We start from the raw sequence: 14,912 nt of genomic DNA on the forward strand, positions 1-14,912 counted from the left end.
CGCCTAGCAGCCGGCCTGCGCACGGTCAGTCGGATCGCAAATCGGGCGCTGTGGTTGCGAATTGGGCGGGATCATCGGTGAAGGTGTCCTTGCACAGCTCACAACAGAACGCGAAAGTCGCTCCGCGCCAAGTGGTTGTGACCGCGACGTCTTCCGGATGAAGTAGCAGGCCGCACACCGGGTCGGTCTGCCGGCCGGCTCGCCTGGGGCCGCGGCGGCGGACTTCGGTCAGGCGCAGCGGATGGCGAAGTCCCTTGAGCCGCCGCGGCGGCAAGGGCACGAGTTCGGCCTCGGCGACCTCGCCCGCGGCGTCGCGCAGCTCCTGGGTGATCAGAAATTGTCCCGCCGCACCGGCCGATGCCACGCGCGCCGCCAGATTGACCGTGCCGCCCAGATAGTCGCCTTCCCGGTACAGGACGCGGCCATGGTGCGCACCGATGTGCAGGGCGGGAAATTGCGGCTCCGCGTCGACGAAACGATCCATGTCCAAACCGAATTCGATGGCGTCGACCGGCTGGTCGAACGTCAGCATGAACGCATCGCCGATCTGCTTGACGATCCGCCCGTGGTGTCGGCCGGCGCCGCCACGCACCGTGGCGCCAAACCGTCCTAGGACGTTGGCGGCCACGTGATCTCCCATGGTTGCCGTCAGCGGAGTGAAGCTGGCCAGATCGACAAACAGCACGCTGGCGTATTCCTCACCTGGTGCCGTGGCGGCAGGGGTGGCGTCTTCGGCAAGATGCCGCAGCATGTCTTCGCGGTAAGCACGCCGATATGCGCGGCGGTGAAAGTACAGCAGCGCCGGCTCGGCCAGCGCCAGCACGGGTTTGCCAACGGAGCGCGTGGCGTCCAGCAGCTGAGGGCCAACGAGCCCTTGGCTGCGGAATCGCTCATGGACGTAATCGTGGAACGTGCGCACCTCGGCATCGGCGAGCCGATCGGTGTGGTCTGCGAGCGCCCGCACGATCTGCATCAGCGCGTCACGCGGCATACCTAACTCCAACGCCTGCGCGAAAACGCGCAGCGCGCTGGCGTCGGACTCGGTGCCGGTGAGGCTGTCCCAGCCCATAATGTCGGCCAGTTCGGCCGTCGTCTTCGCATCGAGGCCCAGCTCCCGCGCGGCGGCGGCCAAGTCGGCGGCCGGGTCGTCGCCCGGATCGAGTTCGTCGAAAACGCCCAGCACGTCGCCTTGGTCGGCGGCCACCGCCGCCAGCCGATCGTCGTCGACTCCTCGGGCGCGTGCGAATTGGATCAGCCGGACGCGGTGCAGGGAACCGGGCTCGAGGTCGCCATCGGGTTGCTCGCGCAGCAACCCAACTCGGACGTAACGGCGAAGGCCATCGGCCGACTCACCGGAAGCGGCGGCCAGTGCGTCCAGACTCCACGGCCCGGCCATCGATTCATGCTATGGCGGCACCGTGCGCGGCAGAAGGGCCAAACGGCTCTGACCGCCACTGGTGGCGGGCGGCTACCGTGCGAAGCATCCGAATAGGGAGGCCAGCGATGTGCACAGAACCCCACCACCACCATCCCGGGCCCGCGGCCGTGCCACGGATCCATCCCGAACCGGCCCAGGCGCCAACGGATCCCATCGCCCTTTCCCCCGTCGACGCCGTCGTGCTCACCACGTTGGTGGACAACAACACCGACCTGCTGCTGACGGATCAGGGACCGGTACGCCGGCACGGCCTGCTCGCCGCCACCACCGCATCACGTCTGCCGACCAATCTGCTGGACACCGGTGAGGCGTATGACATTCCGTTGGCCGAGCACGGGTTCTCGATGCTGGTCACCGTCACGCGCAACGGCCACGACCACCACCTGCTGTTCGACGCCGGCATGACCCCGACCGGGTTGTCCGAGAACATGCGCCGACTCGGGTTGTCCCCGTTCGATATTGAGCTGGTGGTGCTCAGCCATGGGCACTCCGACCATGTGACCGGGCTTGACGGATTCGTCCGCACGGTGGGCCCGTCGAACCTGCCACTGGTCGTGCACCCGGGCGCGTTCACCAAGCGTCGCATCGCCATTCCCGGGCTGCTCGAACTCGAACTTCCCTCACCGTCTCGCGCGGCGCTGCAGCAGGCCGGCCTGGACATCGTCGAACGGCGCCAGCCCTCGTTGCTCTTCGACGATTCGGTGCTCATCACCGGTGAGGTGGACCGCACCAGCGACTTCGAACACGGCATGCCGTTTCACGAGGCCCTGGCCAACGCTGCCTGGGAACCGGATCCGCTGATCCTCGACGACCAGGCGCTCATCATCAACGTCGCCGACCATGGCTTGGTGGTGCTCACGGGCTGCGGGCACGCCGGCATCGTCAACATCGTCCGCTACGCGCGCCGCCTCACCGGCATCGACAACGTCGCCGCCGTGGTCGGGGGCTTTCACCTCAGCGGCCCGGCGTTCGAGCCGATCATCAAACCCACCGTCGACGCGCTGGTCGCGACCGGTGCGGCGACCGTCATCCCCGCCCACTGCACCGGATGGCGCGCCGCGCACGCGATTGCCGGAGCGATGCCGGATGCCTATATCCCCAACAGCGTGGGCTCGCGCCTAGAACTGCGCAGCGCACGATCCGCCTGAACCAGGTGTTGGCCATGCAAGCGGTTTCACTGCTATACAAACGAATTCGATCACATTCATCCTGGCTTCATGTGCCGGCGTTAGCGTCGCTCTCGCAACCGGGCTTCCGGACGAGAAGGGATGGATCGATGAGAGTCAGAACGAGGATCGGCATTGGCGTCGCAGCCGCCACCGTCTTGGCCGCGGCCGCAGGCGTCGGCGTCGCCGCCGCCGATGACCAGGAAATCACCGGCCCGGCCGCGGACCAGGCCCGCGCCGCGGCGGTACAAGCGATACCGGGCAAGGCTGGGAAGGTCGAAAAGGAAACCAATGAGGGCGCCGCCTATTACGGGGTTCTCGTCACCAAAACCGACGGCACCCAGGTGGAGGTGCACCTGGATCAGGGCTTCCGCTTCGTGGGCACCGAAGCCCCGGACAACGATTGACGTCCACTCAAACCGTGGGCGCGCCAATCAGTCTCGCCGTAGAGGCAGGTAGCTTTAGCGCGGCACACATCGCACTCACCGGCGCGCTGACCGGCGTGCTAGCACTCGCGGTGGCGGCGTGGCGGTTGCCGCGGTCTGCCTGGCCCGACGTCGTGATGGTCGGCGTCCTCAGCGGGGTCGCGGTCTTCCTGTGGCGGATTTCGTCCAACACGCCGCAACTGAATAGCGACGGCCTCCCCGGCTTTTCCGCCAACGACTGGCTGGCACCGGTCATGACCTACGTCTTCCTCTCGGCATACGCCGATCTCCGGTCGTCCGCCGATCCGCGTCGTTACGGCCAAGCCCGCGCGCTTGCGGTTGCCATAGCGCTGCTCGTCAACGTCGTCACCATCTGAACGGAACATAGCCGCACGGCGCGCTCAGCGGTCGCCCATCGAATGCAAACGAGGTTACATACTCGATATGAGTGAGCCCGACGAGGAACCCGGCGCGCCCGTTGGGTTCGGCCGGATCCTCGCCTACTTCCTCAAGCTCGGCGCGATCGGGTTCGGCGGACCGATCGCCACCGTCGGCTATATGCAGCGCGACCTGGTCGAACGGCGGCAATGGATCAACCGTCAGGACTTCCTTGACGGCGTCGCCCTCGGACAGACCATGCCCGGCCCGCTGGCGGCGCAGGTCGCGATGTGGGTCGGCTACCTGCGCCGCGGCGCCCATGGCGCCGCCGCGGTCGCGGCGGCCTTCGTCGCACCCTCGTTCGCCATCGTGGTGGCCGTGGGCGCCGTCTACTCGCACTACTCGGGCTCGCATGTCGTGCAGGCGCTGTTCTACGGAATCGCCCCGGCCGTGATGGCGATCATCACGATCGCCGCGATCAAGCTGATCAAGCTCACCGACGGCCGGGACTGGCGGCTGTGGAGCATCAGCGCCGTAGTGTTTGCGCTGACCGCGCTCACGGGGTCTGAACCGGTGCTCGTCATCGTCGGCGCGGGTGTGTTGATGATCCTGCTCGACGCCCGGCCACGCATCCGGCTACGCCGCCGCAAACCCTCGAAAGACGTTGCTGGAAAGGAGGATAACGCCAAACCCATGCCGCTGGTCATCGGGCTCGGCACGCTGGCCGGCGGGGGGACGCTGGCATCGCTCGCGCTGTTCTTCCTGAAAACCGGGGCCATCGTGTTCGGATCGGGGCTGGCGATCGTGCCGTTCATGCGCGCCGGTGTCGTCGACCAGCACCACTGGCTGACCAACAGCCAGTTTCTCGATTCCGTGGCCATCGGGCTGATCACCCCGGGACCGGTCGTGATCAGCGCCGGCTTCATCGGCTACCTGGTCGCGGGATTGCCCGGGGCGATCGTCTCGAGCGTTGCCATCTTCACCCCGATCTATCTCGGCGTCGTCGTGCCCGGCCGCTGGTTCTTACGCCACCGCGACAATGCCCAGGTGCGCGCCTTCGTCGCCGGCGCCACCGCCGCCGCCGGCGGGGCACTCTGCGGCGCCGTTGTGGTCCTGACTCGCCAAGCCGTCACCGACTGGATCACCGCCGGCATCGCCGTGGTGACGCTGGGCGTGCTGTGGCGATTCAAGGTCAAAGAGCCGTACGTCGTCGTCGCGACGGGAGCGCTTGGCATCCTGCTGTTCGGAACCGCCCCCGCCTGATCACGACCGCAGATTCGTCGCGTCCAGCGCCGGGCGCAGCGCCCTGCCAAGCGCCACGGCGTCGTCGACCGCCCAGTAATGCATGTAGAACAGGCGGGGTTCCTCGGTGAGGCCATGGTTGTGCAGTTCGACGATCTGGATGTTGCCGGCGCGCAACGCCTGGATGACCTTCTGCACCTCGGGCGCGATCAGGATGAAGTCGCCGTTGATCGCCGCCCGGCCACCCCCGACTGGCTGAAAGTTGATCACTGTCGTCAGGTTCAACGACGCCGGCGGCAGCGCGCGCCCGTCCTCGACGATGGTGTCCTTGCGGGGGATGCTGTACTTGAACAATCCGCCGTCGGGAGTTCCCTTGCGGCCCAACGCCTGCTCGACACCCGCGGTATCGATGTCGACGCGCGGTTGCTGTGCCGGCGGCGGGGTGGCCGGGCCGATCGAGGTCGCGTCCAGCGCGGCCTTGAGCCCTTGGGCGAGCTGTACGGCGTCGCCCATGCCATGAACGTGCGTCCACCACACCGGCGGGGTTTGTTGCAGCAGATGCTTATGCAGCCCGGTCTGCGCGATGCCGTGAGCCTGTAGGGCGTCGGTGACCTTCGGTAGCTCGGCCTCTGTGACCACCAGATCGCCCATCAGCAGCGTCTGGTTGTCGTCGTAGCGTGCGAACGCCGCATACCCGCCCAGGGACAATCCCGGTTTGATCGGGACACCGTCGGTGGTGACCTGAAGATCGTTGCGCACCAATGCGACTCGATAGGCGGTGTTGTTGTCGCCCAGCTTGCCGGCACGTCCCAGCGCGTCGGCCACCGGCTTCCAGTCGGCATCGGTCGTCGTCGCCGCCGACCGCGGATTGCCGGATTGGACTGTGCTGCTACCGGCACCTCCCTTGGAGCCCGAACCACAACCCGCCAGCACCAGCGCCACCGCCGCAGCCATCGCGACGGTGCGCAAGGCGCCCACTCGTTTCCTGGCCATAGGGCACGGTCTATCGCCCTTTGATGAAGCCACGATGAAGCCCAGTGTGGCGTCCTCATCGTGGCTTCATCAACGCCGACTACACCTGCCTTACCCGGTTAAAGGCGATGATGGAGTCGGCACGACACCGAGCGCAGAGAGGATGGTCAACCGTGCGTGTGCTGGTGGTCGAGGACGAACCCAAGATGGCCGATTTGTTGCGCCGCGGCCTGATCGAAGACGGCTATGCCGTCGATGTCGCGGCCGACGGCCCCAGCGGTTACCACGCCGCCACGGTCTGCGACTACGACGCGGTCGTGCTGGACGTGATGCTGCCGGGCATGTCCGGCTTTGACATCTGCCGGAAATGGCGCAGCCGGCAGAATTGGGTGCCGGTGCTGATGCTCACCGCCCGGGGCGCCGTCGTCGACCGGGTCGCCGGGCTTGACGGCGGTGCCGACGACTACCTCACCAAGCCTTTTCACCTCGAGGAGCTGTTCGCCCGCCTGCGATCGCTGATCCGCCGCGGACCGACCCCGCGACCCACCGTGTTGACCGTCGGAGCGCTGCGCGCCGACCCCGCCAGCCGCAGATGCTGGCGCGGCGATATCGAAATCGAGCTCACCACAAAGGAGTTCGGGCTCCTCGAACTGCTGATGCGCCGACCCGGCACGGTGCTGACCCGAGAGCTGCTGATCGAACACTGCTGGGACTTCGCCTACGAATCTCGTTCCAATGTCATCGACGTCCACATCCGCGCGCTGCGTGACAAGATCGATCGGCCGTTCGGGGTGCGCTCCATCGAGACCGTCCGCGGCATTGGCTATCGGATGCGCACCGACGGCGGCGCGCCCGAGATAGCGGGCTGACGATGCGCCGCTGGCCGATCCGGATCAGGCTCGCCGCCGCCTTCACCGCCGTCATGGCACTGGTGCTGTTGGCCGTTGCCGCTTTCACCGTCCACCACACGAGAGAGTCGCTCGATACGGCGATCACCGAGTCGCTGTCCACCCAGTTGGCCAATCTGCGCCCGATCGCCGCGGACGACGATCCGTTGCTGGCCGGCGGCGACCCCGACACCGCCCAGCAGATCGTCGCCCCCGGCGGCCAGGTGCTGACCGCGACGTCGAATCTCGCCGGGCAGGCGGCGCTCTCACCCGCACAGCTGGACACCGCACGGCGAGGACAGATGACCTCCGACCGCCCTCGCCTGGGCGATATGGAGGGCCCGGTGCGGGTGGCGGCGGGCCCGGGCCCCGGCGGACGGGTCGTCGTGGCGGCCCAGAGCCTGGCCGACCGCGATGCCGCGGTCGCGGATCTGCGTGACGAGCTGGCGGTCAGTTTCCCGATCTTATTGTTGGCCACCGCAATTGGCGCCTACCTCCTGGCGGCCGCCGCGCTTCGGCCGGTCGAGCGCATGCGCGCTCGCGCCGCCGGGATCAGCGCCACCGATGCGCACGCCCGCCTGCCCGTGCCACCGGCCCGCGACGAAATCCACCAGCTCGGAACGACGTTGAATGAACTCCTACAGCGGTTGCAGGACGCGCTGGAGCGAGAACGGCAATTCGTGATCGACGCCGGCCATGAACTTCGCACCCCGCTGAGCTTGCTGACCACCGAATTGGAACTGGCCCTGCGGCGCCCACGAAGCAACCCGGAACTGCTCGCCGCGGTGCGCTCGGCCCTGCACGAGACCACTCGGCTATCCCGATTGGCGCGCGACCTGCTCACCGTCGCAGACACCGGCCGCTCGGCCGACGCGCCGACCATCGACCTGGGCGCCCGCCTGCGCGAGATCGCCGAGCGCTACCACTATAATCTCGACGGGCAGCTCGACATTGATTGCCCCGCGGGCCAATATGTGCGCGCCGACCCCGATGATGTCGATCGGATCTTCGGCAATCTCATCGACAACGCCGTCCAGCACGGCGCCCCACCGATCGCGATCCGCGTCCAGGCCACCACGGACGGCGTCGAGATCCGCGTCACCGACCACGGCCCCGGATTCCCCTCCGGCTTCCTCCCCCACGCCTTTCAGAGATTCACCCGCGCCGACAGCGCGCGGACCACGGGGGGCACCGGGCTCGGACTGGCCATCGTCGAGACCCTCACGCGGCGCAATCACGGCACCGTCACCGCCGCCAACCACAACGACGGCGGCGCCGAAATCACGGTGCGGTTTCCTCCCGACGAGAAGTAACTTATTATCTGCGTATGCATGCAGATAGCCATGCCCACGACCATGGGCACGAACACGCCCACGGCATTCGTGGCATCGTGTCGCAGCTCCTGGTCCCGCACAGCCACGACGCCGCCGACAGCGTCGACACCGCCCTGGAATCCAGCTCCATCGGCATCCGGGCGGTCAAAGTCAGCCTCGTCGGGCTGGGCGCGACCGCGATCGTGCAGGTCGTCATCGCCGTCATCTCCGGATCGATCGCCCTGGCCGCCGACACCATCCACAACTTCTCGGACGCCCTGACGGCGGTCCCGCTGTGGGTCGCGTTCGCGTTGGGCACCCGACCGGCGACGCGGCGCTATACCTATGGCTACGGCCGGGCCGAGGACATCGCCGGCTTATTCGTGATCGGCATGATCACGCTGTCGGCGATCGTCGCCGGCTACGAAGCCGTCCTGCGTCTGATCCACCCCGTCGCCATCGAGCACGTCGGCTGGGTCGCCGCCGCCGGTGTGATCGGCTTCCTCGGCAACGAGGTCGTCGCCATGTACCGGATCCGGATCGGCCGCCGCATCGGGTCGGCCGCCCTGGTCGCTGACGGACTGCACGCCCGCACCGACGGATTCACCTCGCTGGCAGTGCTTTTCGGGGCCGGGGGCGTCGCGCTCGGCTACCCGCTGGCGGACCCGATCGTCGGCCTGATCATCACGGTGGCGATCCTGGCCGTGCTGCGCGGCGCCGTGCGCGACATCTTCCGCCGGCTGATGGACGCCGTGGACCCCGAGCTCATCGACACCGCCGAGGCAACCCTGGCCGCCCGGCCTGGCGTCCGCAGCGTGCGCCGCGTCCGCATGCGCTGGATCGGGCACCGCCTGCACGCCGATGCCGAGCTGGACATCGATCCCAACACCAGCCTCGAGGACGCCCACCGCATCGCGCACGACGCCGAACACCAACTCACCCACGCCGTGCCCCGGCTCGACAGCGCGCTGGTGCACGCCTACCCCGCGCACCCGGGCGCTTAAGTCAAACCCAGGGCCTGCGGAACCATGTACAGCCCGAAGCCCATCACGACGAGGCACAGGGCCCACGCGATGTATTTGCGCGGCCCGCGCATGCGCCACTCCTCGGGCAGCGCGCGGGATTCCAACGCCAACAGCAGGCCCAACACGATGGGCAGCAGCAAGGCGTTCATCACCTCGACGTCGACGGCCAGGTTGACCAGGTCGACGCTGGCCAGCACGAGCGCCGCGCCGATGACATGGGCGAGCCCGTAGGTGATGTAGAACTTCGCGGTCGCCCGGTTGGGCCGCTCGTTGAGGGTGTGCTTCCAGCCGAAGACCTCGGACAGTCCCCACGCGCCGGCGAGGGACGCCACGATCGCGGCGACCAGCGCCGCGCCCAGCATGCCCAGCCCGAACAGGACCGTGCCGCCGACGCGGCCCAGGTACGGCGTGAGCGCGTCGGCGATGTCGCCGACGGTGTTCAGCGCGGTCTCGCCGTTGTGGGCCCCGATCGTCGAGGCGACGGTGACCACCACCGAGATCATGATCAGCTGGGTCAGCACGGCGCCGGCGGCGGTGTCATTGCGGGCCTGGCGGATCGTGGCCACCGACAGGTGCTTGTCGACCACCGCGCCCTGCTGGTAGAAGACCATCCAGGGCATGATGACGGCGCCGACGTTGGCGGCGACCAGCAGCAGATACGACGAGTTGCCCAGCGGCATCGACTTCAGGCCCTCCACAAAGGCTTTGGGCTCGGGCCGCGCCATCACCATCGCGACCAGGAATGCCAGCTCGGCCGAGCCGATGACGAGGCCGATGCGTTCCACGCGCCGGTAGCTGCCGGTCAGCGCCAAAGCCAGCAGTGCGGCGGTGGCGACCGGGATGCTCACCCAGCGCGAGACGCCGAACAGCTCTCCGACGCCGGCGACGCCGGCGAACTCGGTGAGCAACGCCCCGATCGACGACGCGAACAGGGTGAACGCCGAAACCCACGCCCAGAAGCGGCCGAACCGCTCCCGGATCAGCGCGCCGTGCCCCTTCTTCGTGACGATGCCCAGCCGGACGGTCATTTCCTGCACGACGTAGAGGATGGGCATCAGGATCAGCTGCGGCAGGACCATCCGATAGCCCCACTGGGCGCCGGACTGCGACGCGGTGATCAGCGAACCCGCGTCCGTGTCGGCCAGCATCACGACCAGGCCCGGGCCCCACACCGTCAGCAGGCCCCAGCGCAGCCACCGGCCGCGGCGGGAGGCTGATTCGGGCGGCTGGTCCGACGCGTCGGCCACCGGTGTGGTTGTTTCGGTCACCCTCGGCTAGCTCCTTCGTGCGGCGGCAGCGACAGACCCGTCCAACTTAGCCTTACCTAACCAGCCGGTGTCAACGCTCCCGGTTTGCGGTTACCGTTGCCCGCTATGGGTGCATTGAACGGGCGCGTGGCGCTGATCACGGGAGCGGCAAGGGGACAGGGGCGCGCGCACGCCCTGGCACTGGCGGCCGAAGGCGCGGACATCGTCGCCGCCGACGTGCCCGGGCCGATGGTGGACCTGACCTACCCGCTTGGCACCGAGGACGACCTGCGAGACACGGCCAAGCGAGTCGAAGAGCTCGGCAAGCGTTGCCTGCCAATGACTCTCGACGTGCGCGACTCGGCGCAGGTCGACGCCGCGGTGCGGCAGACGGTGACAGACATGGGTGGCCTGCACATTGTGGTGGCGAACGCCGGCATCGTCAGCACCGGTCCCCTGGAGCAGGTGAGCGACCAGGTCTGGCAACAGCTGCTCGACACCAACCTGACCGGTGTATTTCACACGCTGCGCGCGGCCATCCCGGTGATGCGACAGCAGCGCTTCGGCAGGATCGTGGTGACGTCCTCGATGGGAGGCAGGATGGGCATCCCCGAGTTGGCGGCATACAACGCCACAAAGTGGGGCATCATCGGCCTGGCCAAATCCGTCGCCCTCGAGGTCGCCAAAGAGGGCGTGACGGTAAACGTCGTGTGCCCGACGACAACCCAGACACCGATGGTTCAGCCCTCCGAAAGTGACGACGTTCCCGACGATTTGGTGCGCCGGATGATGCGGGCTAACCCGATACCTCGGCCGTGGCTGCAACCCGAGGACGTCAGCCGCGGGGTCGTGTACCTGGTCACCGATCCCGGAGTCGTCACCGGCAGCGTTCTCGAGATCGGCCTCGGTGGCAGCGCGCGGATGCACTAGTCCGCCCTGAACCTGGTCGTCGCGCCGCGGCGCACGAGTAGCCCCTGACCTTGGTGGCAGGTACAGGATTCGAACCTGTGTAGGCGTAAGCCGACGGATTTACAGTCCGCTCCCATTGGCCGCTCGGGCAACCTGCCGCCAGACAGGTTACAACGAACGGGTAGACAAGGCACAAACGGCTAACCAGATGGAAGGGACGGATCGAATGGCCGACTCATCGTTCGACATCGTCAGCAAGGTCGATCGGCAGGAGGTCGACAACGCGCTCAACCAGGCCGCCAAGGAGCTCGCCACCCGTTTCGACTTCCGCGGCACCGACACCAAGATCGAGTGGAAGGGCGACGAGGCCATCGAGCTGACGTCGTCCACCGAGGAGCGCGTGAAGGCCGCGGTCGACGTCTTCAAGGAGAAGCTGATCCGCCGCGACATCTCGATGAAGGCCTTCGACGCCGGCGAGCCGCAGGCCTCCGGCAAGACCTACAAGGTCAGCGGCACCCTCAAGCAGGGCATCAGCAGCGAGAACGCCAAGAAGATCACCAAGCTGATCCGCGACGAGGGGCCCAAGAACGTCAAGACCCAGATCCAGGGCGACGAGGTCCGCGTCAGCAGCAAGAAGCGCGACGACCTGCAGGCCGTACAGGCGCTGCTGCGCAACGCCGATCTGGACGTGGCGCTGCAGTTCGTCAACTATCGATAGCTATGCACACCCCCACCGGACCCGCGAGCCCAACGCCACTGCGAAATTTCGCGCCATTTCTCGCAGTGCCGTTAGGCTCGCGGCGTTGCTTTTCCAAGCGAGGTTGAGATGGCGGTGACTCCGCAGCAGGTCGAGCAGTTCGACGTCATCATCATCGGCGCGGGCATCTCCGGCATCGATGCGGCCTATCGAATCACCGAGCGCAACCCGGGCGTGACCTACACCATCCTGGAGCGACGGGCCCAGATCGGCGGCACGTGGGACCTGTTCCGCTATCCAGGCGTTCGCTCGGACAGCAGCATGTACACGCTGTCGTTTCCGTTCGAGCCGTGGACCCGGAAAGAGGGCATCGCCGACGGCGGCCACATCCGCGAGTACCTCAACGCCACCGCGCGCAAGTACGGCATCGACCGCCACATCCGGTTCAACAGCCGTGCGCGCGCCGCGGATTGGGACTCGTCCACCGACACGTGGACGGTGACCGTCGAACAAGACGGCGCCAGCAAGACTTTGCGCGGCCGGTTCGTGTTCTTTGCGAGCGGCTACTACAACTACGATGAGGGCTACACACCGGAGCTGCCCGGTATCGAGCGGTTCGGTGGGACCGTTGTCCATCCCCAACGCTGGCCCGAAGACCTGGACTACGCCGGCAAGGAGGTCGTCGTCATCGGCAGCGGGGCCACCGCCGTCACGCTGGTCCCGTCGATGGCCGAACGCGCCGGAAAAGTGACCATGCTGCAGCGCTCGCCCACGTATCTGGTCTCGGCGGCCAAACACGGCAAGGTCGCCCCCCTTGCCCGGAAACTGCTGCCGCGCCGGGCCGCCGCCCTGGCGCTCCGGATCTACACCGCGCTGTCGGAGGCGGTGTTCGTCTTATTGTCCGGCAAGGCACCGGGTTTCGTGCGCTGGCTGCTGCGGCGCAGGGCAATCAGCAAGCTGCCCGCCGGCTACGAGGTCGACGTCCACTTCAAGCCGCGATACAACCCGTGGGACCAGCGGATGTGCCTGATTCCCGACGCCGACTTCTACAACGCGGTCAGCTCCGGCCGCGCCGAGGTGGTCACCGACCGCATCGATCACTTCGATGCCACCGGCATCGCGCTCGAATCCGGCGCACACCTGGACCCCGACATCATCGTCACCGCGACCGGCCTGCAACTGCAGGCGCTGGGCGGTGCCGCCATCAGCATGGACGGCGAACCGATCGATCACCGCGACCGGTTCGTCTACAAGGCACACATGCTCGAGGACGTGCCCAACCTGTTCTGGTGTGTCGGTTACACCAAAGCGTCGTGGACGCTGCGCGCCGACATCACCGCCCGGGCGACGGCAAAGCTGATGGCGCACATGGCCTCCCACGGCTACACGCACGCCTACCCGCATCGCGGCGACGAGCCGATGGACGTCAAGCCGTCGTGGGACATTCAGGCCAACTACGTGAAGCGCTCGGGCCACGCGCTGCCCAAGTCGGGCACCAAGCGGCCGTGGAATGTGCGGCAGAACTATTTCGCCGATGCCATCGACTACCGGTTCGACCGCATCGAGGAGGCGATGGTGTTCGGCCGGGTGGCCGACCGGGCGCAGCTGGCAGGTTAGCGGTTTGCTCCCCGAGCGGATTCGTCATCAAGTATCTCTTTGCCGCAGTTGGGACAGAACCTTTCGGCGGGGTGGTGTTCGGCTCCGCAACCCGAACAGAAATGGGGTTCCGCCGGGTCGTGTGTCGGCGCCGCGCCGATGAGCCGGGCGGCACCGATCTTGATGCCGGCCCGTGCGGAAACCCGTTTCCCGCTACCGGGACGCTTTCCCGAAACCAGCCGCAATCCGGGCGCTTTCACCGGAGCGTCGAGGTGCCAACGGTTTCGCACCGCGAGAAACGTGAAACCCGCGGCGACCGCAAGCACCAGGACGACGCCACCCGCGATGTACCACAACAGATTTGCGCCGCTGAGCACCGAGAAATCGCCGTGCTGCTGGCGCAGGTTGGCCGCGTTCGTCCTAAGATCGGCCAGCCCGGGATAGTCGGGTGACATCGACAGGGTCTGGTCGAAGTCGTCGATCGCCTCGGTGTATTGGCCCGCGTAGTAATGCTTGAGCCCCTTGCGGTAGTAGGCGTCGGCCGGGCCCAGCGTCGCCTTGACGCCCTTGCTCGCCATGATCGCGGCGAGGCCGTCGGCGGGCGCGATGAAGTTGAACGCCTGCGGTTCGCCGACCGGGGCGAAGCTGTTGATGCCGATCACCTTGCCGTTGAGGTCGACGGTCGGGCCACCGCTCATGCCCTCCGAGACGGCGGCATCGATCTCGTACTCGGCGGCCGAGCCCATGGTCGACTTCTTGCTGACCTTGCCGCTCTTATTCGTCGGGTCCAGCGAGGGGCCGGTGACGTTCTCGGTGCTTTGCGAAAAGCCCACCGCCAGAACCGATGTGCCGATGCTGACGTCGGCGTCGGTGGCGAGCTCCGACGACGGCAGGTTGTGCTTGTCCACCTTGAGGAGGGCGACGTCGCCTTTGCCCAGCGGCCGGAAATCCACGACGTTGGCGGCGACCTTGCCGGCGACCTTGGTGCCGGTGCCGTACGTCAGGGCGAGGCTGATTTCGGGACCCCGGTCGGCGGTGTCCCCTTCGACCCGCGCGTTCTTGCGCAGCCAGTCCAGCGTCGTGGCGGGATCCCGCGATTCCGGCGCGTCCGGGAATTGGGCGATGTATTCCTTGGCCGCGCGCTTGAGGATGAGCAGCTTGGCGCTCTCGGAGTCGACGCAATGACCGGCCGTGGCCACCCAGCCGTCGGGGTTGACGACGAAGCCGGTGCAGCTCCAGGTCGCGATGAACGGCATGGTCGTGCCGGGGCCGAACTGGGACAGGATCTGGCCGTCGGGCAGCCGGACCGCACCGTAGCTTTGGCCGGCGAGGTACATCACGGCCGGCCGGATCATGGCCGCCGCCCGTTCCTCCGGGTTGACGCGCGGACGGCCGTCGTCGGCGGCGGCGATCCCGGGGGAGCCGACCAACACGGCGAGAGCGGCCGCCGAGACCAACGCGGACACGCGACCGCAACGAGCGCGTCCGGGCATGCATCCTCCTCCTATGAACCTGTCCCTTGACGATCGGGCACGCGGGCCGGCGGAGGTAGGGGCGGAAGTCCCCTGCCTTCGGGCCCTTGGTTTCGAGAGCCCACAGTTGGTGAACTGCTTCTAA

14 protein-coding genes and 1 tRNA gene are annotated in these 14,912 nt (G+C 67.4%); 10 read left to right on the forward strand and 5 right to left on the reverse strand.

Annotated features, from left to right (window positions below):
- Positions 1 to 25 precede the first annotated feature (25 nt).
- Positions 26 to 1,183, reverse strand: a complete 1,158-nt coding sequence (locus AC5Y2S_RS10940) for an adenylate/guanylate cyclase domain-containing protein (protein WP_499956182.1) — start codon at positions 1,181 to 1,183, stop codon at positions 26 to 28.
- A gap of 320 nt (positions 1,184 to 1,503) precedes the next feature.
- Between AC5Y2S_RS10940 and AC5Y2S_RS10945 the strand changes: the two genes are divergently transcribed.
- From AC5Y2S_RS10945 to chrA, 4 genes are all read left to right on the forward strand, one after another.
- On the forward strand, positions 1,504 to 2,586 hold the full coding sequence (locus tag AC5Y2S_RS10945; protein ID WP_499956183.1) for an MBL fold metallo-hydrolase: 1,083 nt from the start codon (positions 1,504 to 1,506) through the stop codon (positions 2,584 to 2,586).
- A gap of 128 nt (positions 2,587 to 2,714) precedes the next feature.
- Complete coding sequence (locus AC5Y2S_RS10950) at positions 2,715 to 3,011, forward strand: PepSY domain-containing protein (protein ID WP_499956184.1); 297 nt, start codon at positions 2,715 to 2,717, stop codon at positions 3,009 to 3,011.
- A gap of 14 nt (positions 3,012 to 3,025) precedes the next feature.
- A complete protein-coding gene (locus tag AC5Y2S_RS10955) occupies positions 3,026 to 3,406 on the forward strand; it encodes a hypothetical protein (RefSeq protein WP_499956185.1) in 381 nt (126 codons plus the stop codon).
- Positions 3,407 to 3,473: 67 nt separating this feature from the next.
- Positions 3,474 to 4,670 (forward strand): chromate efflux transporter, encoded by a 1,197-nt coding sequence (gene chrA, locus AC5Y2S_RS10960; protein WP_499956186.1) that lies wholly within the window; start codon positions 3,474 to 3,476, stop codon positions 4,668 to 4,670.
- Here chrA and AC5Y2S_RS10965 read toward each other — a convergent pair whose 3' ends face one another.
- Positions 4,671 to 5,642 carry a DUF1259 domain-containing protein gene (locus AC5Y2S_RS10965; RefSeq protein WP_499956187.1) on the reverse strand — a complete coding sequence of 324 codons (972 nt, stop codon included), beginning with the start codon at positions 5,640 to 5,642 and terminating at the stop codon, positions 4,671 to 4,673. It lies immediately after the preceding gene.
- A gap of 152 nt (positions 5,643 to 5,794) precedes the next feature.
- On the opposite strand from AC5Y2S_RS10965, the gene AC5Y2S_RS10970 reads away from it, so the two are divergent.
- Genes AC5Y2S_RS10970 through AC5Y2S_RS10980 form a run of 3 tightly spaced genes read left to right on the forward strand, consistent with a single transcriptional unit; the run spans position 5,795 to position 8,825 of the window.
- Complete coding sequence (locus tag AC5Y2S_RS10970) at positions 5,795 to 6,490, forward strand: response regulator transcription factor (RefSeq protein WP_499956188.1); 696 nt, start codon at positions 5,795 to 5,797, stop codon at positions 6,488 to 6,490.
- Positions 6,491 to 6,492: 2 nt separating this feature from the next.
- A complete protein-coding gene (locus AC5Y2S_RS10975) occupies positions 6,493 to 7,821 on the forward strand; it encodes an ATP-binding protein (RefSeq protein ID WP_499956189.1) in 1,329 nt (442 codons plus the stop codon).
- Positions 7,822 to 7,835: 14 nt separating this feature from the next.
- Positions 7,836 to 8,825: a cation diffusion facilitator family transporter gene (locus tag AC5Y2S_RS10980; RefSeq protein WP_499956190.1), complete on the forward strand. Its 990-nt coding sequence runs from the start codon at positions 7,836 to 7,838 to the stop codon at positions 8,823 to 8,825.
- Here the strand turns inward: AC5Y2S_RS10980 and AC5Y2S_RS10985 are convergent.
- Positions 8,822 to 10,114, reverse strand: a complete 1,293-nt coding sequence (locus AC5Y2S_RS10985; protein WP_499956191.1) for an NRAMP family divalent metal transporter — start codon at positions 10,112 to 10,114, stop codon at positions 8,822 to 8,824. The genes AC5Y2S_RS10980 and AC5Y2S_RS10985 overlap by 4 nt on opposite strands.
- Before the next feature lie 105 nt (positions 10,115 to 10,219).
- Here AC5Y2S_RS10985 and AC5Y2S_RS10990 point away from each other — a divergent pair, with 105 nt between their 5' ends.
- Positions 10,220 to 11,023, forward strand: a complete 804-nt coding sequence (locus AC5Y2S_RS10990; RefSeq protein WP_499956192.1) for a mycofactocin-coupled SDR family oxidoreductase — start codon at positions 10,220 to 10,222, stop codon at positions 11,021 to 11,023.
- 51 nt (positions 11,024 to 11,074) lie between these two features.
- Here the strand turns inward: AC5Y2S_RS10990 and AC5Y2S_RS10995 are convergent.
- Positions 11,075 to 11,160 (reverse strand) — tRNA-Tyr (locus AC5Y2S_RS10995).
- A gap of 68 nt (positions 11,161 to 11,228) precedes the next feature.
- Between AC5Y2S_RS10995 and AC5Y2S_RS11000 the strand changes: the two genes are divergently transcribed.
- Both AC5Y2S_RS11000 and AC5Y2S_RS11005 read left to right on the forward strand, forming a co-directional pair.
- Positions 11,229 to 11,720 (forward strand): YajQ family cyclic di-GMP-binding protein, encoded by a 492-nt coding sequence (locus AC5Y2S_RS11000; protein WP_499903244.1) that lies wholly within the window; start codon positions 11,229 to 11,231, stop codon positions 11,718 to 11,720.
- Positions 11,721 to 11,828: 108 nt separating this feature from the next.
- A complete protein-coding gene (locus AC5Y2S_RS11005) occupies positions 11,829 to 13,316 on the forward strand; it encodes a flavin-containing monooxygenase (RefSeq protein ID WP_499956193.1) in 1,488 nt (495 codons plus the stop codon).
- On the opposite strand, the gene AC5Y2S_RS11010 is transcribed toward AC5Y2S_RS11005, so the two are convergent.
- Positions 13,313 to 14,788: a trypsin-like peptidase domain-containing protein gene (locus AC5Y2S_RS11010; RefSeq protein WP_499956194.1), complete on the reverse strand. Its 1,476-nt coding sequence runs from the start codon at positions 14,786 to 14,788 to the stop codon at positions 13,313 to 13,315. The genes AC5Y2S_RS11005 and AC5Y2S_RS11010 overlap by 4 nt on opposite strands.
- Positions 14,789 to 14,912: the final 124 nt, after the last annotated feature.

This window comes from Mycobacterium sp. NGS69 (genome assembly GCF_059812165.1).